The organism is Actinocorallia libanotica (assembly GCF_039525175.1).
GTDB classification, from domain to species: domain Bacteria; phylum Actinomycetota; class Actinomycetes; order Streptosporangiales; family Streptosporangiaceae; genus Actinocorallia; species Actinocorallia libanotica.
Window position 1 is genome coordinate 143,673 of record NZ_BAAAHH010000011.1, and the last position, 23,028, is coordinate 166,700.

The 23,028-nt window shown below is 71.7% G+C and carries 27 protein-coding genes; 10 read left to right on the forward strand and 17 right to left on the reverse strand.

Going from position 1 to position 23,028, the window contains the following annotated elements; translation table 11 throughout:
- Nucleotides 1-8: 8 nt before the first annotated feature.
- Nucleotides 9-545, forward strand: coding sequence for a copper chaperone PCu(A)C domain-containing protein (locus ABD140_RS16120; RefSeq protein WP_344241543.1), 537 nt, complete (start codon nt 9-11; stop codon nt 543-545).
- A gap of 36 nt (nt 546-581) precedes the next feature.
- On the opposite strand, the gene ABD140_RS16125 is transcribed toward ABD140_RS16120, so the two are convergent.
- Nucleotides 582-1,316: an ABC transporter permease gene (locus tag ABD140_RS16125; RefSeq protein WP_344241545.1), complete on the reverse strand. Its 735-nt coding sequence runs from the start codon at nt 1,314-1,316 to the stop codon at nt 582-584.
- Nucleotides 1,313-2,218: an ABC transporter ATP-binding protein gene (locus ABD140_RS16130; protein WP_344241547.1), complete on the reverse strand. Its 906-nt coding sequence runs from the start codon at nt 2,216-2,218 to the stop codon at nt 1,313-1,315. Before ABD140_RS16130 ends, ABD140_RS16125 begins: the two co-directional genes overlap by 4 nt.
- Nucleotides 2,219-2,327: 109 nt before the next feature.
- On the opposite strand from ABD140_RS16130, the gene ABD140_RS16135 reads away from it, so the two are divergent.
- Together ABD140_RS16135 and ABD140_RS16140 are read left to right on the forward strand one after the other, a co-directional pair.
- Nucleotides 2,328-3,758 carry a sensor histidine kinase gene (locus tag ABD140_RS16135; protein WP_344241549.1) on the forward strand — a complete coding sequence of 477 codons (1,431 nt, stop codon included), beginning with the start codon at nt 2,328-2,330 and terminating at the stop codon, nt 3,756-3,758.
- Nucleotides 3,758-4,417 (forward strand): LuxR C-terminal-related transcriptional regulator, encoded by a 660-nt coding sequence (locus ABD140_RS16140; RefSeq protein ID WP_344241551.1) that lies wholly within the window; start codon nt 3,758-3,760, stop codon nt 4,415-4,417. The genes ABD140_RS16135 and ABD140_RS16140 overlap by 1 nt, the downstream gene beginning before the upstream one ends.
- Nucleotides 4,418-4,555: 138 nt before the next feature.
- Here ABD140_RS16140 and ABD140_RS16145 read toward each other — a convergent pair whose 3' ends face one another.
- A complete protein-coding gene (locus tag ABD140_RS16145) occupies nt 4,556-4,891 on the reverse strand; it encodes a hypothetical protein (RefSeq protein WP_344241553.1) in 336 nt (111 codons plus the stop codon).
- A 27-nt stretch (nt 4,892-4,918) separates the two neighbouring features.
- Between ABD140_RS16145 and ABD140_RS16150 the strand changes: the two genes are divergently transcribed.
- On the forward strand, nt 4,919-5,563 hold the full coding sequence (locus ABD140_RS16150) for a hypothetical protein (protein WP_344241554.1): 645 nt from the start codon (nt 4,919-4,921) through the stop codon (nt 5,561-5,563).
- Nucleotides 5,564-5,682: 119 nt separating this feature from the next.
- Complete coding sequence (locus ABD140_RS16155; RefSeq protein WP_344241555.1) at nt 5,683-6,870, forward strand: MFS transporter; 1,188 nt, start codon at nt 5,683-5,685, stop codon at nt 6,868-6,870.
- Here ABD140_RS16155 and ABD140_RS16160 read toward each other — a convergent pair.
- Both ABD140_RS16160 and ABD140_RS16165 read right to left on the reverse strand, forming a co-directional pair.
- Entirely contained in the window at nt 6,757-7,626 is an 870-nt protein-coding gene (locus ABD140_RS16160) for a helix-turn-helix domain-containing protein (RefSeq protein WP_344241557.1), read from the reverse strand. The genes ABD140_RS16155 and ABD140_RS16160 overlap by 114 nt on opposite strands.
- 75 nt (nt 7,627-7,701) lie before the next feature.
- Entirely contained in the window at nt 7,702-8,610 is a 909-nt protein-coding gene (locus tag ABD140_RS16165) for a zinc-binding dehydrogenase (RefSeq protein ID WP_344241559.1), read from the reverse strand.
- 84 nt (nt 8,611-8,694) lie between these two features.
- Here ABD140_RS16165 and ABD140_RS16170 point away from each other — a divergent pair, with 84 nt between their 5' ends.
- Entirely contained in the window at nt 8,695-9,270 is a 576-nt protein-coding gene (locus ABD140_RS16170) for a TetR/AcrR family transcriptional regulator (protein ID WP_344241561.1), read from the forward strand.
- 16 nt (nt 9,271-9,286) lie between these two features.
- Here ABD140_RS16170 and ABD140_RS16175 read toward each other — a convergent pair whose 3' ends face one another.
- From ABD140_RS16175 to ABD140_RS16185, 3 genes are all read right to left on the reverse strand, one after another.
- Nucleotides 9,287-9,433 (reverse strand): hypothetical protein, encoded by a 147-nt coding sequence (locus ABD140_RS16175; protein ID WP_344241563.1) that lies wholly within the window; start codon nt 9,431-9,433, stop codon nt 9,287-9,289.
- Entirely contained in the window at nt 9,433-10,461 is a 1,029-nt protein-coding gene (locus ABD140_RS16180) for a hypothetical protein (RefSeq protein WP_344241565.1), read from the reverse strand. The genes ABD140_RS16175 and ABD140_RS16180 overlap by 1 nt, the downstream gene beginning before the upstream one ends.
- A gap of 75 nt (nt 10,462-10,536) precedes the next feature.
- Entirely contained in the window at nt 10,537-11,178 is a 642-nt protein-coding gene (locus ABD140_RS16185) for a TetR/AcrR family transcriptional regulator (RefSeq protein ID WP_344241567.1), read from the reverse strand.
- An 82-nt stretch (nt 11,179-11,260) separates the two neighbouring features.
- Here ABD140_RS16185 and ABD140_RS16190 point away from each other — a divergent pair, with 82 nt between their 5' ends.
- The gene (locus tag ABD140_RS16190; RefSeq protein WP_344241568.1) at nt 11,261-12,736 is read left to right on the forward strand and encodes a flavin-containing monooxygenase; all 1,476 of its coding nucleotides are present in this window, start codon (nt 11,261-11,263) and stop codon (nt 12,734-12,736) included.
- 30 nt (nt 12,737-12,766) lie between these two features.
- Here ABD140_RS16190 and ABD140_RS16195 read toward each other — a convergent pair whose 3' ends face one another.
- The gene (locus tag ABD140_RS16195; protein ID WP_344241570.1) at nt 12,767-14,665 is read right to left on the reverse strand and encodes a protein-arginine deiminase family protein; all 1,899 of its coding nucleotides are present in this window, start codon (nt 14,663-14,665) and stop codon (nt 12,767-12,769) included.
- Between the two features lie 162 nt (nt 14,666-14,827).
- Nucleotides 14,828-15,145 carry a hypothetical protein gene (locus ABD140_RS16200; RefSeq protein ID WP_344241572.1) on the reverse strand — a complete coding sequence of 106 codons (318 nt, stop codon included), beginning with the start codon at nt 15,143-15,145 and terminating at the stop codon, nt 14,828-14,830.
- A gap of 443 nt (nt 15,146-15,588) precedes the next feature.
- Here ABD140_RS16200 and ABD140_RS16205 point away from each other — a divergent pair, with 443 nt between their 5' ends.
- Together ABD140_RS16205 and ABD140_RS16210 are read left to right on the forward strand one after the other, a co-directional pair.
- On the forward strand, nt 15,589-15,726 hold the full coding sequence (locus ABD140_RS16205; protein ID WP_344241574.1) for a hypothetical protein: 138 nt from the start codon (nt 15,589-15,591) through the stop codon (nt 15,724-15,726).
- A gap of 362 nt (nt 15,727-16,088) precedes the next feature.
- Entirely contained in the window at nt 16,089-16,682 is a 594-nt protein-coding gene (locus tag ABD140_RS16210) for a pyridoxamine 5'-phosphate oxidase family protein (RefSeq protein ID WP_344241576.1), read from the forward strand.
- A gap of 159 nt (nt 16,683-16,841) precedes the next feature.
- On the opposite strand, the gene ABD140_RS16215 is transcribed toward ABD140_RS16210, so the two are convergent.
- From ABD140_RS16215 to fdxA, 7 genes are all read right to left on the reverse strand, one after another.
- Nucleotides 16,842-17,654, reverse strand: coding sequence for a mycofactocin-coupled SDR family oxidoreductase (locus tag ABD140_RS16215; protein WP_344241578.1), 813 nt, complete (start codon nt 17,652-17,654; stop codon nt 16,842-16,844).
- A 368-nt stretch (nt 17,655-18,022) separates the two neighbouring features.
- Nucleotides 18,023-19,165, reverse strand: a complete 1,143-nt coding sequence (locus ABD140_RS16220; protein WP_344241580.1) for an acyl-CoA dehydrogenase family protein — start codon at nt 19,163-19,165, stop codon at nt 18,023-18,025.
- A gap of 56 nt (nt 19,166-19,221) precedes the next feature.
- Nucleotides 19,222-19,710, reverse strand: a complete 489-nt coding sequence (locus ABD140_RS16225; RefSeq protein ID WP_344241582.1) for a DUF2617 family protein — start codon at nt 19,708-19,710, stop codon at nt 19,222-19,224.
- A gap of 54 nt (nt 19,711-19,764) precedes the next feature.
- Nucleotides 19,765-20,658 (reverse strand): S1C family serine protease, encoded by an 894-nt coding sequence (locus tag ABD140_RS16230; RefSeq protein ID WP_344241584.1) that lies wholly within the window; start codon nt 20,656-20,658, stop codon nt 19,765-19,767.
- Entirely contained in the window at nt 20,655-21,107 is a 453-nt protein-coding gene (locus ABD140_RS16235; RefSeq protein WP_344241586.1) for a T3SS (YopN, CesT) and YbjN peptide-binding chaperone 1, read from the reverse strand. The genes ABD140_RS16230 and ABD140_RS16235 overlap by 4 nt, the downstream gene beginning before the upstream one ends.
- 86 nt (nt 21,108-21,193) lie before the next feature.
- Complete coding sequence (gene dapC, locus ABD140_RS16240; RefSeq protein WP_344241588.1) at nt 21,194-22,273, reverse strand: succinyldiaminopimelate transaminase; 1,080 nt, start codon at nt 22,271-22,273, stop codon at nt 21,194-21,196.
- A gap of 71 nt (nt 22,274-22,344) precedes the next feature.
- The gene (gene fdxA, locus ABD140_RS16245; protein ID WP_106399411.1) at nt 22,345-22,665 is read right to left on the reverse strand and encodes a ferredoxin; all 321 of its coding nucleotides are present in this window, start codon (nt 22,663-22,665) and stop codon (nt 22,345-22,347) included.
- Between the two features lie 113 nt (nt 22,666-22,778).
- On the opposite strand from fdxA, the gene ABD140_RS16250 reads away from it, so the two are divergent.
- Nucleotides 22,779-23,027 (forward strand): putative acetyltransferase, encoded by a 249-nt coding sequence (locus ABD140_RS16250; protein ID WP_344241591.1) that lies wholly within the window; start codon nt 22,779-22,781, stop codon nt 23,025-23,027.
- Nucleotide 23,028: the final 1 nt, after the last annotated feature.

Below are 23,028 nucleotides of genomic sequence, written 5' to 3' on the forward strand. Positions count from 1 at the left end.
AGGAAGCCATGAGGCTCACCCGCGCGGCGGCCGCCGCGCTTCTGGCGACCACGCTCCTGGGCGGATGCGGCGGCGAGGAGGACGACAAGGAGCAGCCGTCCGACGTCTCCCCCGAGGCCGGCGTCTCCGGCGAGGTCGGGCAGGTCGACATCCGCGACCTGTTCGTCCTCGGCGGCGGCGACGCGCAGGACGTCCCCGCCGGCGGCTCGGCCCCCGTCTACCTCACCCTCATCAACCGCCCCGCCGGCGACGAGCCCGACCCCACCGGCGGCACCGCCGCCGCCGAGGACGACACCCTGGAGTCCGTCTCCTCCACCGCCGCCGGATCCGCCGAGATCATCGGCGGCCCCGTCCGGCTCCCGCCCGGCCAGGACGTCCGCATCGGCCCCGAGGCCCGCATCGTCCTGCGCGGCCTCACCAAGGAGCTCGACAGCGACGCCTACATCCCCATCACCCTGAAGTTCCAGAAGGCCGGCTCGGTCACCCTGAGCGCCCCGGTCATCGAACGCCAGGGCAGCTACACCACCTTCTCCCCCGCCCCCTGACCGGGGACGGGGGGCCGGCGGCAGCGGCGGCATCGGCTACTCCCAGCGGAAGAGCTTCACGGCCAGCGCGGAGAAGAGGGCGAGGCCGGCCGTCATGACGGCCAGGTGGGAGAGCTGGGGCCAGTCGCCGGCCCAGGTGTCGCGCATGGCGTTGACGAAGGGGCCGACGACGGAGTAGTCGCTGACGGTGCGCATGGCGTCGGGCATGACCTCGCGGGGGATCCACATGCCGGCGAGGAACAGCAGGGGGAACATCACGAGGGTGCCGAAGCTGGGGGCGGACTTGGCGGTGGGGGCGATCGAGGCGATCACCAGGCCGAAGGCCAGCATGGCGGCGGCCCCCAGCAGGAAGACCAGGACGAAGCCGAGGAACTGGGCGGGGATCTGGGAGCCGACGACCAGCCGGCCCACGACGATCACCACGGCCGCGCTGAACGCGGCGATGCCCAGGTTGAGCAGGAGCTGCGCGCCGAGCAGCCGGGCCGGGTGCGCCGGAGTCGTCGACATCCTGCGGAGCACGCCCTGCTCCCGGTAGGTGGCCAGAATGCTGGGCAGGCCGGTGAAGGCCATCGTCAGCAGCGCGAGCAGGATCATCTGGGCGGGCAGCTGGGCGTCCACGAAACGCTGGCCGTCGAACGCCGGATCCGCCTTCCGCAGGTCGGGGATCTGGCCGATGCCCACGACGAGGAGCACCGGCAGCAGGACGACGAACAGGACGGTGCCCCAGTCGCGCAGGATCAGCTTGGTCTCGACGAGCAGGATCTTCTTCACTCCGGCTTCCTTCCGGTGAGCGCGACGAACGCGTCGTCGAGCGTGGTCTCCTCGATGTGCAGGGCGCCGGGGACGATCTTGTGCTCGGCCAGGGCGAGCGTGACGGCGACGGCGAGGTCGCCGGTGCCGGTCACCACCACCTGCCCGCCGTCGCGGGTGACGGCCGCGACCTCCGGCAGGGCCAGCAGCACGGCGTCGTCGACGGGGGCGGAGGGGAGGAAGCGCATCCGCTTCCCGCCGCCCACCCGTTCGATGAGGCCGTCGGGGGTGTCGATGGCGATGACCCGGCCCGAGTCGATGAGCGCGATCCGGTCGCAGAGGCGCTCGGCCTCCTCCATGAAGTGGGTGACGAGCACGACGGTCACGCCGGAGTCGCGGACGTGCTCGACCAGCTCCCAGGTGTCGCGGCGGGCCTGCGGGTCCAGGCCGGTGGTCAGCTCGTCGAGCACCGCGATGCGCGGCTTCCCGACCAGCGCGAGGGCGACGGACAGCCGCTGCTTCTGGCCGCCGGAGAGCTTGCCGAACATGCTGTCCCGCTTGGCGCCCAGGCCGACCCGTTCGAGCAGCTCCCGCCAGTCGTCCGGTTCGGGGTAGAAGGAGGCGTACAGGTCGAGCGCCTCCCACACCTTCATCTTCTCCGGCAGCGCGGCGCTCTGCAGCTGGACGCCCAGCACGCGGCGCAGCGCGTCCCTCTCCCGGAGGGGGTCGATGCCGGCGACGCGGATCGCGCCGCGGTCGGGGGTCCGCAGCCCGGACACGCACTCCACGGTGGTGGTCTTGCCCGAGCCGTTCGGGCCGAGAATGCCGAAGATCTCCCCGGCCCTCACCTCGAACGACACGTCGTCCACCGCCACCTGGTCCTTGTAGCGCTTGTGGAGGTTCTCGACCTCGATGACGTTCATGGCTTCAACGCTAGGAACGCCACACTTTCCGGTGAAGCGGGCTGGATGCCGGACCAAGGTGTATCTAGGTGCCATATGTGGATCAGCAACCTTCATCCACACTGAAGGCATGTTGCGGAAGTACGGTCAGGTCCTGGCGCTGCTCGCACTCGGCGTCGCCGAGCTCGTCACGCTCGTGTCCGCGTTCCTGTGCCTGCTGGGCACCTTCGGCCTGGGCATGGTGTTCCTGCTCCCGCCGCAGGTGCGGATGGTCAGGTGGGTGACCGGGACGGCGAGGCGGCTGGCGGGCGGTGCCGCCGACATGGTGATCGAACCGCCGTACCTCCCGGAGCCGCCTCCCCCGCAACCGCAGGCCGACGGGCTGTACCGCTCGCACCGCACCCTCTACAAGACGCCTCGGCTGCCGGCCTGGAACGACCGCTGGAAGTGGATGGTCACCGACCCGGCGACCTGGCGCGACATGCTCTGGCTGCTGCTGGACCCGGTGGTCAAGGCGGCCCTGCTGCCGCTGCTGGTGCTGCTCCCCGGACGGGGGCTGCGCCTGTACGCGGCCTGGTGCGAGCTGCTGCTCGCCGCCACCCCGGCCAGCCGCATGGCCGGACGGCTGGCGCGCCTCAACCGCGCGCGCAACCTCGCGGTCGACACGCAGGCCGTCGAGATGCGCAGGATCGAGCGCGACCTGCACGACGGCACCCAGGCCAGGCTGGTGGCGCTCGGCATGACGATCGGCGCCGCCGAACAGCTCATGGACTCCGACCTCGCGGCCGCCAGGACGCTGATGGCCAAGGCGAAGGAGGCGTCGGCGGAGACGCTGACCGAGCTGCGCCGGCTGATCCGCGGCGTCCACCCGCCGGTGCTGGCCGAGCGGGGGCTCGGCGACGCCGTGCGGGCTCTGGCCATGGACAGCCCGCTGCGGGTGTCGGTGGAGGTGGACCTGCCGCACCGGCCCGAGGCCCCGGTGGAGGCCGCCGCCTACTTCGCGGTCAGCGAGCTGCTGGCCAACGCCGCCCGGCACGGCGGGGCGGAGTCGGTGCGGATCGACATCAGCGGCGACGGACCGAACCTGCGCGTCCTGGTCGTCGACGACGGGTGGGGCGGCGCCGACCCGTCGAAGGGCAGCGGCCTGAACGGGATCGAGCGCAGGCTGGCGGCCTTCGACGGGGTGGTGGCGATCGACAGCCCGCCGGGCGGACCGACCACGGTCGCCTTGGAGCTGCCCCGGGTGCTGCCCGAGTACTGGGCCGGGGACATCGTGAAGCTGCCGCGCTGGAAGACCGCGACGGTGGTCTTCCTGTGGTCGACGTCGTGGCTCCCGCTGTTCCCCCAGGGCATCGTGGCCGGTGCGGCCAAGGCGCTCGGCTCGCAGGAGAGGAGCTGGTTCCTCGCGCTGTACCTGCCGCAGCCGTGGCAGTGGCCGTGCGTCGCCTTCATGATCCTGCTCGGCACCGTCATGTACGTGGTGGCCGCCACCCTCCCCGCCCTCCACAACCGTGAGGCGTACATGTGCCAGAACGTCCCGCGGCACGTACTGTTCCCCTGATGAACCGCGTACTCATCGCCGAAGACCTCTACCTGCTCCGGGAGGGACTGGTCCACCTGCTGCAGGCCCACGGTTTCGAGGTCGTGGCCGCCGTGGAGAGCGGGCCCGAACTGCTGCGCGGCCTGCTGGAACTGCGCCCCGACGTCTCGATCGTGGACGTGCGCCTCCCGCCGACCTTCACCGACGAGGGCCTCCAGGCGTCCCTCCGGGCACGACGGGAGGTCCCCGGCCTGCCGATCCTGGTCCTGTCCCAGCACGTCGAGCAGCTCTACGCCCGCGAACTGCTGGCCGACGGCTCGGGCGGCATCGGCTACCTCCTGAAGGACCGCGTCTTCAACGCCGAGCAGTTCGTCGACGCGGTGCGCCGGGTCGCCGCGGGCGGCACCGCCATGGACCCCGAGGTCATCGCCAAGCTCCTCGCCGGCAACGCCCGGAACGAGCCGCTGGCCGCGCTCACCCCGCGCGAACGCGAAGTGCTGGAGCAGATGGCCGAGGGCCGCTCCAACGCCGCCATCTCCCAGCGCCTCCACCTGAGCGAGAGCACCGTCGCCAAGCACACCGCGGGCATCTTCACCAAACTCGGCCTCGCCCCCTCCGACGACGACAACCGCCGCGTCCTGGCGGTCCTCGCCCACCTCGACAGCCGCCAGTCCTCCTGAGGCCGTCCGGTCGGCTCGGCCGCGCCGAAGACAGAAATGTGTGTCCGGCGCGGGACGGCTCCACATCCGTCACACGCAGTGACAGGAAGATTTCTCACCGCAAGAATCGCCGTCATGAAACTGCGCGGCCGAAGCGTCCTAGCCTTCGGGAACCGGCGGGAACTCCCTGCCCGCCAGACCTGCCCAGCGGATCCCCGTGACGGGATCGACGTCGGTCCTGGCACCTCCGAGGGGTTCGGAGATGTCCCGGGCGAGTGCCGCGCCGAGGGAACGCGCGTCTTCGTGTCCGCAATCTGAAAAATCGCGAAAATATCCGATTCGTTCGCTTCCGCGGTAGCGGTAGAGCACCACCACGGAAGTGCGCCCGTACGGCCACGCACGCTCCACGGACACCTCCTTCCGCTGCGGATCGACGACCTGCAGCTCTTCCCAGAAGAAACGCAGCACTTCTTCGCTCTCGGCGGCAGCGTTCACCACACCTCCAGGTCAAGGACGGTCACCATGCGCACTCTATCCACCGGCGGCTCCCTCCTCACCGCACTCGCCGCGGCCTGCCTGCTCGTCGTCTCCGACACCGCGGCGACGGCGGCTCCCCCGCCACCGGGTTACCGGACGGACCAGGTCCTGGCGACGGCCGTCCACCCCACGCTCGGCGGCATCTCCATCCGCCGCGGCTTCTGGGACGCCGACACCGACAAGGGCTGGGGGTACGACAAGGTCCGGCACAAGCACAACATCTCCTCCATCTACGCCCAGAAGCGGGTGCTGATGTCCCCCAACATCGAGCAGCAGGGGACCAGCTACGTCCTGCGCGCGTGGGCCGGGCGCTACCGCTGCTCGGGATCGGCGTGCAGGCTCGTGGAGCAGCGCGAGGTCAGGGGGATCTACACCAGCGTGCACATGGCGAGCCTCCACGGCTGGCCGGTCAACGGCGTCCTCGGCCTGCAGACCATGTACTGCATCAACCCGCAGTCGGCGGCCAGGTGCCCCGACTGGGTCGTCCCGGCCATCGAGCGCCCCGGCACCCCCACCGGCGTCTCGCCCCGCGCCACCCCGGACGGCGGCGTCCGGGACGGCATCACCCTCAGAACCGCGTACAAGCCGCTGCCGCGGACCCTGCCGCGCAGGGCCGCCTCCCCTCGATGACGTCCGCCTCCCCCCGTTGACGCCCGGCCGAGGCCGGCGGCCGCCGGACCGGTCGTGCGATCAACCGGAGGCGTCACACGATCAACCGCTGCGGGGCGGGGACGGCGACGCTAGTACGCATGCGTACATCGTCATCCTCACCTCCCTCCTCTTCCTCACTCCAGGCGAAGGCACCGGCTTCGCGCCCCGCGGCCGTCCCCCTCGCCGCGCTCGCGGCCGGGATCGGGGCGCTCGTCGCCAGCGAGTTCCTGCCGGCGAGCGTGCTGCCCGCCATGGCCGCCGACGTCGGGGTCAGCGAGGGCACCGCCGGACTGGCGGTCGCGGCGACCGCGATCGCCGGAGCGGTCACCGCGCCCAGCATCGCGGTGCTGCTGCCGCGGACCGACCGCCGTACGGTGCTGGTCTGGCTGCTGGTCGCGGCGGTCGCGGCGAACCTGGCGGTGGCGGCCGCGCCCAATTTCGCCGTGCTGCTCCTCGGCAGGCTCGTCCTCGGCATCGCGATCGCCGGGTACTGGTCGTTCGCGTTCGGGGCGGGCGTCCGCGCCGTGCCGGGCCGGGACAGCACGGTCTCGACCTCCATCGCGCTCGGCGTCACCATCGCGACCATCGCGGGCGTGCCCCTGGCCTCCCTGGTCGGCGACGAGGTCGGCTGGCGCGCCGTGTTCGTCGGCGCGGCCGTCCTCAGCGCCCTGAGCGCGGCGGCCGTCGCCGCGGCGCTGCCGCCCGTGCCCGCGCACCCGTCCGCCGGCCTCGCCATGCTGCGGCAGACGGTCGCCAACCGGCGGCTGATGGCCGGCGTGCTCGGCGTCGTCCTCGTCGCGTTCGGCAACTTCGCCGCCTACCCGTACATCCGCGTCGTCATCGAGAAGGTGGACGCCGGGAGCGCGACCTGGCTGCTGCTGGCCTGGGGCGTGGGCGGCCTGGCCGGCAACCTGGCGGCCGGCCGGTTCGCGGGCAGGCTGCGGGTGGTCGCCGCGACGGCGCCGGTGCTGCTCGGCGCCGCCCTCCTCATCACCGTGACCGCGAAGGCGCTGCCCCTCCTGGCGGTGGCGGTCGTGCTGTGGGGCCTGGCCTTCAACATGGTCCCGGTCGCCACGCAGCTGTGGGTGACCCGCGTCGAGCCGGAGCGCGCCGAGTCCGCCCTCTCGCTGCAGGTGACCGCCTTCCAGGTGGCCATCACGCTCGGCTCCGCGTCAGGAGGCGTGCTCCTCGACGCGTACGGCGTCACGTCCGCGATCCTGCTCGGGGCGGTGTCCGCCGTCGCGGCCGGTGCCGTCTTCGCCGCGCTCCGGATCCCGCGTGGGTGAGGCGCCGCGCCACGCCTGCGGCGCGACCCCGTGGTGGGCGGAGAAAGCCCGGCTGAAAGCCGCGGCGGATCCGTAGCCGACGGCGAACGCCACGTGCTCCACCGACAGGGAGGCGTTGCCGAGCAGGCGGCGCGCCTCCCCCATCCGCACCTCGCGGAGCGCTTCCACGGGGCTGCGCCCGAGCGCGCGGCGGAACCGTTCGCCCAGCGCCGAGCGCGACAGATGCGCCAGCCGCGCCATCTCCTCCACGCTCCACGGCTCGCCCGGCCGGGCGGCGACGACGGCCATCACGGCGTCGACGACGGGATCCGGCGCGCCGTCGCCCTCCTCCGGCCGGGATTCGGCCATCACCGAACCGATGAGACCGCCGTAGCTCGCGGCGAAGAGCGGCCTGCGGCGCGCGTCCCCGATCTGGCACTTCCCCACGAGCGCCGCGACCCCGGCGTGCCGGGTCCCGAAGTCGCGGACGACCAGCGGGCTGGGCAGCCGGCGCACCGAGACGGCCTGCCGCAGGTCGGCGACGACCAGCTCGGAGCGCTCGGCCGCGATGATCCGGTGCGCGGTGCGGGCGTCGACGAGCACCGCGTCGCCCCCGCCGAGCGGCTCGGTCCCGGCCGCCGTCTCGAGCGCGACCGCCCCGTCCAGCACCAGCGCCCACCGCGCCCCGGAGAGCTCGGTGAGCACCTCGCCCCCGGCCAGGACGACGTGGCGCACCTCCGACATCTCCCATGCGGAAGCGGACCGCTCCCGTTCCATGATCTCTGCCACACGGGGTGCAGCACGCCCGCCGCCCCCGGATATTCCGACGTTCTCCGGCGGAAAGGCCTCAGATCAGTCGAGGTCGAGGACCGCCTTTCCGGCGACCCGCCTGCCGAGCAGGGCGTCGATCGCGTCTCCGAGGTCCGACCACGACCCCCGCCAGCCGATCTGCGACGTGATGGCGCGCTCCGCGGCGAGGCGGACGAGGACCGCCAGGTCCGCCCCCGGGTCGGACGCGTCCCCGAACGACCGCAACGACCTGGCCGGTCCGGGGGCGAAGGTGGAGTTGACCGGGAACACCGCGGGTTCGCCGGACGCCCAGCCGATGCTCTGCAGGACCCCGCCGGGCTTGAGCAGGTTCCACGAGGCCACGAGGTGGGCGCCGCCCACGTTCTCCAGGACGACGTCGACGGGCTCGCCGACGCCGTCGAGCCCGACCACGACCTCGTCCGCCCCGAGCTCCCGCAGCCCCGCGCCCCGTGCGGCCGAGCCGACCGAGGCGATGACGTGGGCGCCGCCGTGCCGGGCGAGCTGCACCGCGATCCGTCCGACGCCCCCCGACGCCCCGGTGATCAGGACCCTGCGGCCCAGGACCGGACCGGCGGCGCGCAGCGTCCGCAGCGCGGTGACGCCGACCATGGACAGCGCGGCGGCCTCGGCCAGCTCCAGTTCCTCGGGAACGACGGCCACGCTGCCGGTGCCGAACACCGCACGCCGCCCCCACGCGCCCGCGCCGAAGGCGACGACCCGCTCGCCGACGCCCGGACCGGTGCCGTCCGCGGCCGCTCGCACGACATACCCGGCCGCGTCGTGGCCCAGCACCTCACCGGGAGGCCGGAGCCCCAGATGGCGGACCTCGCCGTGGTTGACCGACGCGTGGTGGATCTCCACCAGGACCTGGCCGGGTTCCGGCTCCGGTTCGGCGACCTCGGCCGTTGCGAATCCCCGGGCCGTCCGGGGTGAGGCGATCAGCGCCCGCATGCGTCCTCCCGCAAATAACCGGACCGTTAGTCCGCTTGGTGCCGGATACTATACGGACCGACGGTCCGATATGAAGGGGGTCCGATGCCCGGAGTACGCGCGGACGCCGCCCGCAACCGCGAGGCGATCCTGCGGGCCACCGAGGAGCTGCTCACCGCGCACGGCCCGGACCGCGTCTCGCTCGACGCCGTCGCCGCGGCGGCGGGCGTGGGAAAGGGCACGATCTTCCGGCGCTTCGGCAGCCGCACCGGCCTGTTCCAGGAGCTCCTGGCCGAGCGCGCGGCGCGCATCGGGGAGGCCGTCGCCACCGGCCCGCCGCCGCTGGGCCCCGGCGCCCCGCCCCATGACCGGCTCTCCGCCTTCCTGGACGCGCTGGCCGTGCTCGCCGCCGGGAACATCGCCCTGATCGCCGCGCACGAACAGGCATGCGCGTCCGACAAGCACGCCGACCCGACCTACCGCCGCTGGCACGACCACCTCACGGCACTCGTCCGCGAGCTGCGCCCTGACGCCGACGCCGAGTTCCTCGCCCACGTCCTGCTCGGCTCGTTCGACGGCGACCTCGTCCGGCGGACCACCTCCCGCGGCGGCACCGCCCGGCTGCGGACGGCGGTGCGCGACCTGGCCTCCGCCCTCCTGGCTCCGGCCCCCGGTCCCTGAACCGGCCCCGGCGCCCTCAGATCAGGAAGGCGACGATGATCAGGAGGATCTGGAAGAAGGCCATCAGGGCGCCCAGGGTGATGAGGCCGGCCGAAACGCGGCGGAAGAGGACGTAGGCGCCGAGGGAGACGGAGAATGTGCCCAGGGTGAGTTTCCGGGACATCAGCCCGCCTTCCGTTCGGGGATGCCGGGGACCAGGGCGAGGCCCGCGCGGCGGGCGTCGGCGACGCTGGCGTGCAGGGCGCGCTCGATGATCGCCGCCTGCCCGGTGAGGTCGTCGATCTCGGCGACGGCGAGCTCGTCGCGGACGGTCCTGGCCAGGAGCTCCTGGTAGGCGTCGTGGTGCGCCGCGGCCCGCCGCACGATCTCCCACTGCTCGAGGGCGCGGTCGGCGGCCTGGACCTGGGCGGCGTACCGCTCCAGCGCCTCGATACGGGTGAGGACCGACCGCGTGGCCAGGTCCAGGACCTGGAGCTGGGGTGCGAGCAGCCGCTCGACCTGGGGGTCGGACAGGTCGGCGTCGCTGTGGTGGGAGGCCAGGACGCTCACTTCCTGCAGCGTCTGCGCGATCTCCCAGAGCTGCCGGGGCAGCGTGACGGCATTGCGGATGTCGTCGAGCAGCCCTTCCTCGTCGACCCGGGAACGCGACACGGCGCGGACCGCCGCGCGAGCGCGTTTCAGCCGTGCTCCGCAGTGCGCGTCGAGGTCCTGCGGCCGCACGTAACGTCCGTAGTGCTTCCGGGAAAGGCGCCCTACCGGCCCTTCCCCGCACCGGTAGAGCAGCACGGCGAAGACGATCGGCTGGAGCAGGAACATCAGCAGGGCCAGCGTCTCGGCCGGAGCCCGGACGAACCCGGCGACGACCGCGGCCTGCGCCGCCAGGCCGGCGTACGCGGTCCGCCGCGGATACATCTCGCCGACCACCCCGACCAGCGACGAGACCGCGACCGGAAGGTACACGACCAGCGGCGCGACCCACAGGCAGAACAGCGCGTCCGCGGCCCTGCGCCCGCCGAGCAGCCGCCTGCGCGGCGGCCCGCCCGCCGGATGCAGCCCGCCGGACACGAAGCACATCCGCCGCTTCGCCGCCTCGGGGAGGTCGGGATCCAGCACCGGGTCATGGTCCTCTTCGCCCAGATGCGCCATGGTGTCGTCCGGTGAGAACAGGTTCTTCGCCAGCTCTCTCAGCACGCGGATCACCCCCTCCCCGAACTTCCTAGCAAAACCGCAGAACTTCCACGGCTTTTGTCCGGATCCGGTCCGTGATCACGGGCTTCCGGGCGCCGCGATCCCGTCGTACATCACGCGCAGCACGGCCTCGCCGAGGCGGCGCTGGTCCGCGGGCTCCGGGTGCCGGAGCATCGCGATCGCCGAGGAGAGGATCATCCCGTTGATGGCGCGGGCGGTGCCGTCGACGTCGAGGTCGGCGCGCAGGTAGCCGAGGTCGACGCCGTGCGTCAGGTAGGCGGCGGTCAGGGAGGTGGCCGACTCGAAGAAGTCGAGCACGCGCTCGGCCATGGCCCGGTCGATGCCGGGCGCCTCGAACAGCAGCAGGCGCGGGACGCGGGGGTCGGCGCCGAAGATGCGGATGAGGGACTCGCCGATGCGCGCGGCCTGCGCGCGGTAGTCGCGCAGGGTCGCCACGGCATCCGGGGCGTTCTCCTCGGTGAGCGCGGCGACGACCCGTGCGACGAGGTCGTCGATGACGTGGTCGACGATGTCCCGCTTGTTGGCGAAGTAGCGGTAGAAGGTGCCGTGCCCGATGCCGAGCCGGGCGGCGATGTCGGCGATCCCGGTCGCGTGGTACCCGCGTTCGGCGAAGCAGTCGAAGGCCGCGTCGATGATCTCGCGGCGCAGTTCCTCCTTCTTGCGCTCGGCGCGGCTGACGGGTCCTGCGCTGGGCTTCATGGACCGCAGTCTATTGTCGGCGCCCGGAGAATGACATACGGTTCCGTTGCTGACACACGATTCCGCCCCCCGGGAGTGACGCATGAGCAAGCAGTACGACGCCGTCATCGTCGGCGCCGGCTTCGGCGGCATGGGCGCCGCGATCCAGCTCCGCCGGCTCGGCTACCGCGACCTGCTCATCCTCGACCGCGAGGACGACCTCGGCGGCACCTGGCACGTGAACCGCTACCCCGGCCTCGCCGTCGACATCCCGTCGTCGACGTACTCCTACTCGTTCGAGCCCAACCCGTACTGGTCGCGGCTGTTCGCGCCCGGGGCGGAGCTGAAGGACTACGCCCTGCACGTCGCCGAGAAGTACGACCTGCGCCGGTCGATGCGCTTCGGCGCGACCGTGACCCGGGCGGAGTGGGACGGATCGCGCTGGACCGTCGGCCTCGACGGCGGCGAGACCGTCACCGCGACGTACCTCCTCGCCGCGACCGGTTTCCTCTCCCAGCCCAGGACTCCCGACATCGACGGCATCGACACCTTCCGCGGCGACGTCGTCCACACCGCCGCCTGGGACGACGCCTGCGACCTGGCCGGCAGGCGGGCGGCGATCATCGGCACCGGCGCCACCGCCGTGCAGCTCATCCCCGAACTCGCCAAGGCCGCCGCGGAGCTGACCGTCTACCAGCGCACCCCGATCTGGGTCAGCCCGAAGCCCGACTACGCCGTCCCCCGAGCCCTGCAGACGGCGTTCGCCCGGATCCCGCAGACCCAGCGCCTCGTCCGCCTGCTCGGCAGCGCCGTCCTCGAACTGATGATGATCTCGGGCGTGATCCACTACAGGCGGTTCCGGCTCGCCAACCGCCTCGCCGAACGCTGGTGCCGCGCCCACCTGCGCCGCCAGGTGAGCGACCCCGAACTACGCCGCAAGCTCCTGCCCGACTACTCGTTCGGCTGCAAGCGCCCCACCTTCTCCAACGACTACTTCCCGGCCTTCACCCGGCCGCACGTCCACCTGGAGACGTCCGGCATCTCCCGCATCGACGAGACCGGCGTCATCACCGCCGACGGCCGCCGCACCGACATCGACGTCCTCGTCCTGGCCACCGGCTTCAACCTCTGGGACGTCAACTTCCCCGCCTTCGAGATCATCGGCCGCGACGGCAAGAACCTCGGCGAATGGTGGCGGGAGAACCGCTTCCAGGCCTACGAGGGCGTCGCCGTCCCCGGCTTCCCCAACTTCCTGTCCCTGAACAGCCCCTACTCCTACAGCGGCCTCTCGTACTTCACCACCATCGAATCCCAGATGAAGCACATGGACCGCCTCTTCACCGCCATGCGCCGCCGCGGCTCCCGCGTCTTCGAGGTCACCCAGCGGGCGAACGACGACTTCCTCGCCCGCATGACCGAGAAGGTCGGCCAGTCGGTCTTCGCCCTCGGCCAGTGCGCGACCGCCAACAGCTACTACTTCAACCAGCACGGCGAGGCCACCCTCCTCCGCCCCACCTCGACGGTCAACGCCCACCGCGAAGCCGTCGGCTTCCCCCTGACCGACTACACCTACGCCTGAGCGGTTCAGGGGGTTCCGGGCGGCTTCTGCTCAGTTCTTCGCGGGGGTCCGTCCGCCGGTGGAGCGCCACCAGGGGGTGGTCCCGGTCAGGTCGCGCTGGACGTTGGTGACGCAGTGGATGTCCCCGCCCGCGGTGCCGACGTTGTGCGAGTAGTCCCAGTCCTCGATCCAGTGGACGCGGACGCCGGCCCGCTCCAGGGCCCGCTCGGTGGCGTGCTGGAACACGTCCCGCCCGTCGTGCCGCGGTCCGTGCTGGGCGGGGGCCAGGTAGCCGCCGGTTCCGGTGCTGATGCCGTTGACGACATCGGGGAGGTAGGTGACGGTGAGGTCCTTGCGCGGGTAGTCGTCGGGCAGGTCGAGCCGGGTGAACAGTGCCGGGAGGCGGATGATGTCCGCTTCGGTGATGCCCGCTCCGTCGCGGAGCTGCCGCAGGGCCCGTTCGACGCCGGCGGTGGCGATGCGGGTGCCGTTCACCAGTTCCGGCTTGGTGAGCGCCTGGGCGACGGTGAGGCCGGGGAACGGCGTGTCGGCCGGGGCGATGCCGCCGACCAGCGGCTGGCTGCCTCCGCCGTCGCGGGCGACCTGCTTCAGGAGGTCCATGCCCAGCCGGGGATCGGCGACGATCATGGACCAGCCCTTGCCGCCCTGCCGGGGGACGAAGTGGAGGAACTCGTCGAGGTGCCCCACGCCGAGCCAGCTGGTGTCGACGGCGAGCGGGGCCTGATGGCCCTGGGCTTCCAGCATCCGGATGAACGTCTTGTCCGGGGTGAAGTCGCCTTCGCCGCCGTAGAGGATCCGGCCGGTGGGGTACTCGCCGTACGGGGGGATCGTCCCGAAGTTGCCGCTGGAGCTCGCCGAGCCGTAGTACAGGTTGTCGTCGGGGCGGTCGACGGCCTCGGCGTCGAACTGCTGGAGGCCCGCGACGCCCGGTCCCCGCATCATCGTGAAGACGGGACGGGAGGCGTCGCGCAGCGGGCGGTCGCGCGCCGGGAAGTCCGGGGGCACGGCCGGGGAGCGGAGATTGACCACGATGTGGTGTTCCTTGCCGTCCGGTCCCGGCATGGACGCGTAGCCGGACTTGAACATGTCGCCCATCCACTGGTCGCCGCCGGCCGGCGACTCGATGAACGGTTTCCGCAGGCCCTCGGCGTTGAGGCCGCGGCGCAGGTCGCGCCGGTACTCCTTCGCTCCCGGGGTGCGCTCGGCGGGCGCGTTCCCGCCTTCGAGGGTCACGGGTGCCGCGGGGCTCGCCACCACGGCCTGGTCCAGGCGCAGGAGGTCGTGCTGGAAGAGCACCGGGGCCACGCGCAGCCGCACGGTGTCGCTCCGGGTCCGGCCGCCGTCGGTGAGGGTGAGGGTGAGGTCGCCGAATCCGGACCAGACGGCCGTGTCGCGGACGAAGTCCCGTGCTTCGACCGCCAGCCGGACCCCACGGCGCAGTTCGTCCGCGCGGATCCCGCCGTCCGCGCCGAGCGCCGTGAGACGCCCGCCGCGGTCGATGAAGATTCTGACCCTGTCCCGCGAGGAGGCGTCGGGCAGCAGCGTCGCCCGCGCGGCGGACGAGACGCCCTTGACCGCCGGTATCTCCAGCGGTGCCAGGTCGGCGGCGTCGTCCTCGCCGTTCACCACCTCGTCCGCGGCGTCGTTGCAGGCCGCCAGCGCCGCGTCGGTGAGCCGCTCGCCGCCCCGGCCCTTCACGGGACAGCGCGAGGTGTCGTCGTCGAGGTTCGGCAACATGATCGCGCCGCGGGCGTCCGTCCAGCCGTCCCGCCGGTCGTCGTCGGCGGACGTCAGCCGCCCGTCGCGGTCGGTGTCGGCGCGCAGGAGCACCTCGGCCGGTGTGGCGGCGGCCGTCAGACCGCACGCGGTGAGCTGGGCCAGCACGACCGCGCAGGTCCCGATCCCGGCGATTCGCTTGTGATCTCTCATGGGGTCAAGCCTCGGACCCGCCGCCTTACCGGGACATCTGCCGTTCGGCAGATCTTTCACCAGCGGTCACCGCGCCCGGTTCGAGGCGGACCACCGGCATGACGGAGGCGCCCGCCCACCCGGGCGCCTCCGTCTCGCGCTTCTCGGTGGGAGCCTCCCCGCTCAGGCGTCCTGCGGGACCGGGAAGTTCTCCAGCGCGGCCGCCAGCCAGACCCCGTCGCGCGACTCCCAGAACGAGCGCAGCCCGATCGGCCCGTCCTCGGTGACGTAGACGGTGTCCCCGACCCAGGCCTCCCCCTCCTTGCGCACGTCCAGGACGCGCAGCGAGACGACGTTCCCGCCGGGAACGGTGACGCCCTCGAACATCTTCGGCATGTTCTCCTGCACCATGTCCGCCAGGGCGGAGGTGAGGTCACCGTCCAGAACGAACTGAACATGCCGCTCATAGCGGGCACGGAACTCGCGGGCTTCCTCGGACACGGCCATCCTCCTCGATCGGCGAACCGGCCCAGCCTAAGGACTGCCGACCAACGCGACAAGAGACACATTTCGTCCACGTCCCGAGGGGCCGCGCCCCACCGGCGGCCGAGGACCCGGTCTTCGAGCCTGCTCAAAACGTGCACAATGCGCACGAAAACCGTTCTGCGATCGGGCCCGGAACGGCCGCCGATGGCGCCTCGGCCCGATGGCCGAAACCTCTTACGTGGTCTTCGTTACAACCGGACCGCGCCTTTCCTGTGCGGCCCGTCACACGCCATACGGAACGGGGCAGGTCACCGCATATACCCCTCGGACCATTCCGCCAATCATGTGACCGCCGTCTCCGCCCCCCCGACTCCGGCACGGCACGGCCGCCCCGCCGGAACGCGCACAATAGAAGAAAGCACATCCGTTCCGACCTCGACCCATGAGAGAAGGGCATGATGACCGGCTCCATTCTCCCCCCGGCCGCTTTCCTCGCCGTGCTGACCATCACGATTTTCGTCCTGGTCATGGCCTTCTACTTCGACGACCCCCAGAGCCGCCCCGACGAGGACAGGCGCTGGAGCCGCCGCTACTGACCCCCGGCCCCCGGCCGCCCTGTGTCGATCATGTGAAGAACCCCATCGACCGGAAACCGTTATCGGCACCGCCATATCGGTATTTCATTTCCGCGCACCGGAATATCCCCGAGCCACTTCGCCGGGTCCGGCGAAGTGGTCGCCGTCCTCTTCGGCGGGCACGTCCAAGGACATGGAGAGGAAACGGCACTTCTCCCTCCGGCCGCAGAGTTCTGATTCCACTTTCGCGCCGCGAGGCGGCGCCCGACCAGAGCCGTCCTCCCCGTGGCGGCCGGGTTCGGCCGGTGTTCCGGCCCCTGTCCTGCACGTCGGACGCGCGTGCCCCTTCCACGCAGAAGGCGACATTCCGCCATAATCAGTTCATGGGGAAGAGCTATGAGCGGATCGAAGGCAGGCTGCGCGCCTTCATCGAGGCGCAGCACATCTTTTTCACCGCGACGGCGCCGCTGGACGGTGACGGCACCGTCAACCTGTCGCCCAAGGGGCTGAACGGCTCGTTCGCGGTGCTCGACGAGCACACCGTCGCGTACCTCGACTTCGCCGGGAGCAACGCCGAAACGATCGCCCACCTGCGGGAGAACGGCCGCATCACCTTGATGTGGTGCGCCTTCGACGGACCGCCCAACATCGTGCGCGTGCACGGCCGCGGGGAGCCCGTCTTCCGCGACGACGCGCGCTGGGCCGAACTGCTGGCCCGCTTCCCGGACATCGACCCCGCCCCGCACGGCCTGCGCGCGATCATCGTCGTGACCGCCGAGAAGATCCGCGACACCTGCGGATACGCCGTCCCGTTCATGACCTACGAAGAGGACCGCCCGCTGCACGCCTCGCGCTTCGCCCGCGAGACCGACGACACGCTCGACGCGTACTTCCACAAGAAGGAGTACATAGCGACCAGCATGGACGGCCTCCCGGGCCTGCCCCTGCCGCTGCCCCCGCTCCCGCCCGCCCCGTGACACCGGCCGCGACCGGTCCTCCGCGCCGGCGGTCGCCGATCACGAGGACGCGCGTGCGGAGCGACGGCAGGGCCGCCGCGGTCCCGGACGGTCCGGCGGCCGGCGCCACGCGCGTGCCCGTCCCGTCCCCGGCCGGGAACGGGACAGGCGAGGCCCGGGTCAGACCTTGGTCGCGCCGTGGTCGATGGGGAGTTGCGCGCCGGTGATGGTGCGGGACTCGTCGGAGGCGAGGAAGAGGACGAGGTTGGCGATGTCCTCGGGCTCGGAGAAGACCGGGTCGGCCAGGACCTGGCCCATGGAGGCCCCGTAGGAGGGGTGGTCCGTGAAGATCTGCTGGGCTTCCGGCCCCATCTCGCCCATCGGGGTGCGCACGCCCCACGGGTGGATGGTGTTGACGCGGATCTGGTAGGGCGCGAGCTCGATGGCCGCGGACTTGGCGAAGCCGACGACGCCGTGCTTGGCCGCGCTGTAGTGGGACTGGCCGGGCAGGGACTTGATGCCCGCGACGGAGCTGGTGGCGATGACGGAGCCGCCGTTACCCGCGGCGATCATGGCCGGTACGGCGGCGCGCAGGGTGTTGAAGACGCCGGTGAGGTTGATGTCGATCATGTCCTGCCAGCGCTGCGGGCTCATCTCCCAAAAGCGCCCCCAGTTGACGACGCCGGCGTTGGCGACCACGACGTCGAGGCGGCCCAACTCCTCGACGCCGCGCCGCACGAGCTCCTCCAGCGCGTCGAGGTCGCGCACGTCGGCGATGCCGTGGACGACGCGGCGGCCGAGCTTCTCCACCAGCGCCACGGTCTCGGCCAGCTCCTCGGGCGTGGCCGCCGCGTAGTCGGTCTCAGTGGCGGACGCGCACAGATCCGTGAGGATCAGGTCGGCGCCCTCCTCGGCGAGCCTGACCGCCTCCGCACGGCCCTGGCCGCGCGCGGCACCGGTGATGAAGGCGACTTTGCCCTGCACTCTGTTCATGACGATCCTTGCTGCTCAGAAGCGATCACGTGCGATCTCTACGGGGGCTGCTTCTCGGGGTCGAGCACTGACGCATGGAGTTGATCAAGAGCAACCGTAGCCGCCGGCACGCCGACGCGCCCCCCGGCCCCGCGGCCGGCCGTCGTCCGGCTCTGGCCGGTCGTCGTCCGGCCCCGGCGGGCGGCGGTCCGCGGGGAGCCCGCCGGAACCCGGCCGCCGACACCGCGAAGGGCCCGGCCGCTGGTCGGCGGCCGGGCCCTTCGTCACAGCCCATCGGAGGAAGACCGGGGGTTCCGGTTCCCCCGCACTCCGGTGCGCACGAGTTGTTCCAGAACCCGGACGCCGACCGGCGTCCCGTCCGGGCGGCGTCAGCGGAACAGGCTCCTGCCGATGATCTCCTTCATGATCTCGGTGGTGCCGCCGAAGATGGTCTGGATGCGGACGTCCTGGTAGGCCTTGGCGATGGGGTACTCGGTCATGTAGCCGTAGCCGCCGAAGAGCTGGACGCAGGTGTCGACGATGGTCTTGCACATCTCGGTGTTGCGCCACTTGAGCATGGCCGCGTCCTCGGGGGTGAGGGCGTGGGCGGTGTCGGCCATGATGCACTGGTCGGTGAAGGCGCGGGCGAAGGTGAGCTCGGTCTTCATCTCGGCGAGCTTGAAGCGGGTGTTCTGGAAGGCGCCGATGGGCTTGCCGAAGGCGGTGCGGGTCTTGCAGTACTCGACGGTCTGCTCGAAGGCGGTCTCGGCGCCGGCCAGGGCCGTGGTGCCGATGGACAGGCGCTCGCGGGCGAGGTTCTGCATGAGGTAGATGAAGCCGAGGCCCTCTTCACCGAGGAGGTTGGCGGCGGGGACGCGGACGTTGTCGAAGAAGAGCTCGGCGGTGTCCTGGGCGTGCATGCCGACCTTCTCCAGGTTGCGGCCGCGCTCGAAGCCGGGCATGCCGCGCTCGACGACCAGGAGGGAGACGCCGCGGGCGCCGGCCGACGGGTCGGTCTTGGCGACGACGATGACCAGGTCGGAGAGGATGCCGTTGGAGATGAAGGTCTTGGAACCGTTGAGGACGTAGTGGTCGCCGTCCTTGAGGGCGGTGGTCTTGATGCCCTGGAGGTCGGAGCCGGCGGCGGGCTCGGTCATCGCGATGGCGGTGATGATCTCGCCGGAGCAGTAGCCGGGGAACCAGCGGGCCTTCTGCTCGTCGTTGGCGAGCTGGCGCAGGTAGCCGCCGTTGATGTCGTTGTGGACGGCGAAGCCGGGGCCGTGCACGCCGGCGCGGGCCAGCTCCTCGTTGAAGATGACGTAGTAGCGGTAGTCGTCGTTGCCGCCGCCGCCGAACTCCTCGGGCATGTCGATGCCGAGCAGGCCCGCCCGGCCCGCGGCCAGCCACACGTCGCGGGAGACGATGCCGTCCTTCTCCCACTGCTCGTGATACGGCGCGATCTCCTTCTCGATGAAGGATTTCACCATGTCGCGGAACGCCTCGTGCTCCTCGTTGAAGATCTCGCGCGCCACGGGCCACTCTCCCAAGGTAAGTGCTTACTGACAGCGTCAGGGTAGCACCCGGTTCCTCACCCGATCAGCATCCGGGTCCGGGTACTGACAATTTGTCGCGTCCGGGGGAAGGTCTGCCAGGCGCGCCACTCCAGACCCCGTTTGATCTGCCGGACCAGCACCCCGCTGAGCTCGTCCCGGTCGCGGACGAAGACCCCCGCGACGGTGTCGTCACGGCCGTCCAGGTAGCCGCGGAGGAACTTCACCGCACGGTCGAAGTCGACGTAGTCGCGCTTGTAGACGTCGGCCGTGAAGCCGTACGACCAGCCGCCCACGTCGCGGTGCAGCTTGTACGGCAGCGGCCCGTCGCGGCCGGGGAGCTGGGCGACGGTCTCGACGACCTCGCCGGCCACCACCTGGTGGCCGTTGCCCAGGAGGCGCGCCTCCACCGCGACCCCGGCCACCCGCCAGGACCGGACGGCCAGCGCCTCCTCCGGCGCGGCGTCCAGGGTGAACGCCAGGCCGTCGGCGCGCACGTCGACGGCGGGGCGAACCAGCTCCAGCATGGGAACCTTCCAAAATCTCGGATTTCCCCCGGATTGTAGGCGTCCGGGGAGGAATCAGTCCTCCAGCGCGGAGGGCACCACCCGGACGTTGCGGATCCGGCCCTCGCGGTGCACGGCCAGCGTCAGCTCCCGGCCGACGCGGTCGCCGCCGAGCTGGTCGTACAGGGCGGCCCGCCCGTCGATCTCCACCCCGTCGACGGCCAGCAGCGCGTCGCCGACCCGCAGGCCGTGGTCGACGTTCCGGCCGATCCGGGTGATGACCTGGCGCTTGACCGTCCGCCCGCCGATCTCCACGTGCCGTTCGGCGATCGCGACGCCCAGCGAGGCGCGGGCGACGCGTCCGTGCGCGATCAGCTCGGCGGCGATCGCGCGGACCGTCCCGGCCGGGACGGCGAAGCCGATGCCCGCCCCGTCCGCCCGGATCGCGGTGTTCACGCCCAGGACCCGGCCCCGGACGTCGACCAGCGGCCCGCCCGAGTTGCCGGGGTTGATGGCGCAGTCGGTCTGCAGCACCCGCTCCAGGGACCGCGCGGCGCCCCGGGTCGGCAGCGAACGGGCCAGCCCGCTGATGATCCCCAGCGAGACGGACTCCGGGTACAGGCCGAGCGGCGAGCCCAGCGCCAGGCACAGCTCGCCCAGCCGCGCGGGCTCCAGCCGCAGCTCCAGGTGCCCGGGGACCTCCCCCTCCAGCTCCAGCACGGCCAGGTCGGTGAGCCGGTCGGCTCCGACGGCCTTCGCGGGCCGCGGCGGCAGCCCCGGCAGCTCGGCGATGATCTCGCCGCCGCCCTCGACCACGTGCTGGTTGGTCACCACGTGCCCGGACCCGTCCAGGACGAACCCCGACCCGTACCCCGTGCCGTCCCCGGACCGGACGGTCAGCGCCACCACGCTCGGCAGGACCCGGCCCGCCAGCGCGGCGAGCTCGTCGCTGAAGTCCGCGAGGTTCATACGAGCACCGCGTCCTCGTCGTCGTCGCCCTCGAACGCCTTCTCCCCGCTGAAGTGCTCCTGCAGCTCGTCGTCGAACCGGTCGGCCAGCGCGCCGATCGCGTCCGCCGCGTAGGAGAGGTTCTCGACGGTGACGGTGTCGGCGAGCAGCTCGGTGCTCATGATGACGTCGCCGTCCTTCAGGTAGATCCGCGCCTGCAGGATCCGGGAGTTGATGTCGTTCAGCGCCTTCAGCAGGCCGCGTCCGCCCGCCGCGTTGTGCAGCACGACCGACCACACGCACACCAGCGCCGGGTTCTCGCCGCGGTCGATCACGTCGATGTGGAAGAGCGCGCTGCCCCGCCGCACCGGGATCGAGCCGTCGTCGTCGATGTGCAGCGGCCCTTCACCGCCCAGCATCTCCAGCACGATCTTCTCGACGTACGCGCGGATCATCGCGATGGGCGCCATACCGGTGTTCACCTTCCTCGGCCCGACCATCAGGGAAACGATCATTCTTCCCAAAACAGCCGCTTCGGGGAGGGAAAACGCCGAAGTCAGCCCAGGCGGGCGACCGCTTCGGCGATCCGCTCGTCCGTCGCGGTGATCGCGACGCGGACGTGGCGGCCGCCGGCGGGGCCGTAGAACTCGCCGGGGGCCACGAGGACGCCCAGGGACGCCAGGTGGGAGACCGTCTCCCAGCAGGGCTCGTCGCGGGTCGACCACAGGTACAGGGACGCCTCGGAGTGGTCGACGCGGAAGCCGTGGCCCTCGAGGGCGGTCTTCAGCGTGGCGCGGCGGGCGCGGTAGCGCTCGATCTGCTCGGCGGCGTGGGCGTCGTCGTCGTAGGTGGCGGCCATCGCCGCCTGCACCGGCGCCGGCATGATCATCCCCGCGTGCTTGCGCAGCTCCAGGAGGCGCCTGACGAGCACCGGGTCGCCGGTGACGAAGCCCGCGCGGTAACCGGCGAGGTTGGAGCGCTTGGACAGGGAGTGCACGGCCAGCAGGCCCTCGTGGGAGCCGCCGCAGATGTCGGGGTGCAGCACCGAGACGGGCTGCTCGCCCTCCCAGTACAGCTCGATGTAGCACTCGTCGCTGACCAGCGTCACGCCGCGCTCCCGCGCCCAGGAGACGACCTTGCGCAGGTGGTCGGGCGGCAGGACCTTGCCGGTGGGGTTGGCGGGCGAGTTGATCCACAGCAGCTTCGGCCGCGCCGGGCCGAGCTGGAGCAGCCCGTCGGAGGCCAGCCCGGTCGCCCCGGCGATGCGCGCGCCCACGTCGTAGGTGGGGTAGGCCAGTTCGGGGAAGACGACGGTGTCGCCGGGCCCGACGCCCAGCAGGAGCGGCAGCCAGGCGACGAGCTCCTTGGTGCCGATGGCGGGGAGGACCGCGTCCGGGTCGGCCTGGACGCCCAGCCGGCGGCGCAGCCAGCCCGCGACGGACTCGCGCAGCGCGGGCGTCCCCCAGGTCTGCGGGTAGCCGGGCGCGTCGGAGGCCTCGGCCAGCGCCTTGCGCGCCACCTCGGGGGTCGGGTCGACGGGGGTGCCGACGGAAAGGTCCACCAGGCCCCCGGGATGGGCCGCGGCCGTCTTCTTGTACGGCTCCAGGCGGTCCCACGGGAAGTCGGGCAGTTCCATCGGTCTCCTCCTCCTGACATGCCTCTCGGCCGTGACCCGAGGAAGGTCACGGCCGAGAGGGGATACGACTGTTACTCGCCCTGCGGGGGGAGTGCAGCGGTGATCGGGTGGTCCCGCTCGATCTTGCCGACCTTGGAGGCGCCGCCGGGCGAACCCAGCTCCTCGAAGAACTCGACGTTGACCTTGTAGAACTCCTTCCACTGGTCGGGAAGGTCGTCCTCGTAGTAGATCGCCTCTACCGGGCACACGGGCTCGCACGCACCACAGTCGACGCACTCGTCCGGGTGGATGTAGAGCTGACGCTGCCCCTCGTAGATGCAGTCGACAGGGCACTCCTCGATGCACGCCTTGTCGAGAACGTCCACGCAAGGCTGCGCGATGACGTAGGTCACGCCGTACTCCTCTCAGAACTTCCCGGCCCCGCCGTCAGCCACGGCTCACCGTAAGCTTGTGAGCAATAGTATTGCGGGCGCCGGGTCTTCATTTCGACGTGGGGGGTGCCCACTTGTCATCCGGATTCGCCGCACGTCTCGTGGTCAGGGTCTCACCAGCGGATACGGGCCAGCGGGTCTCGCTGCGCCGTCGGCTGCACACCGGAGAGTACTCCGATGTGGTGGGGATTCTCGACTCCTGGGCCGACGGGGTCCTGACGGTGCGGCGCCGCGACGGCGAGCTCGTGGAGGTCGCCGAGGAGTCCCTCGCCGCGGGCAAGGTCGTCCCGCCCGCGCCGCCGCGCCGCCGGCCGCGCGAGTGAG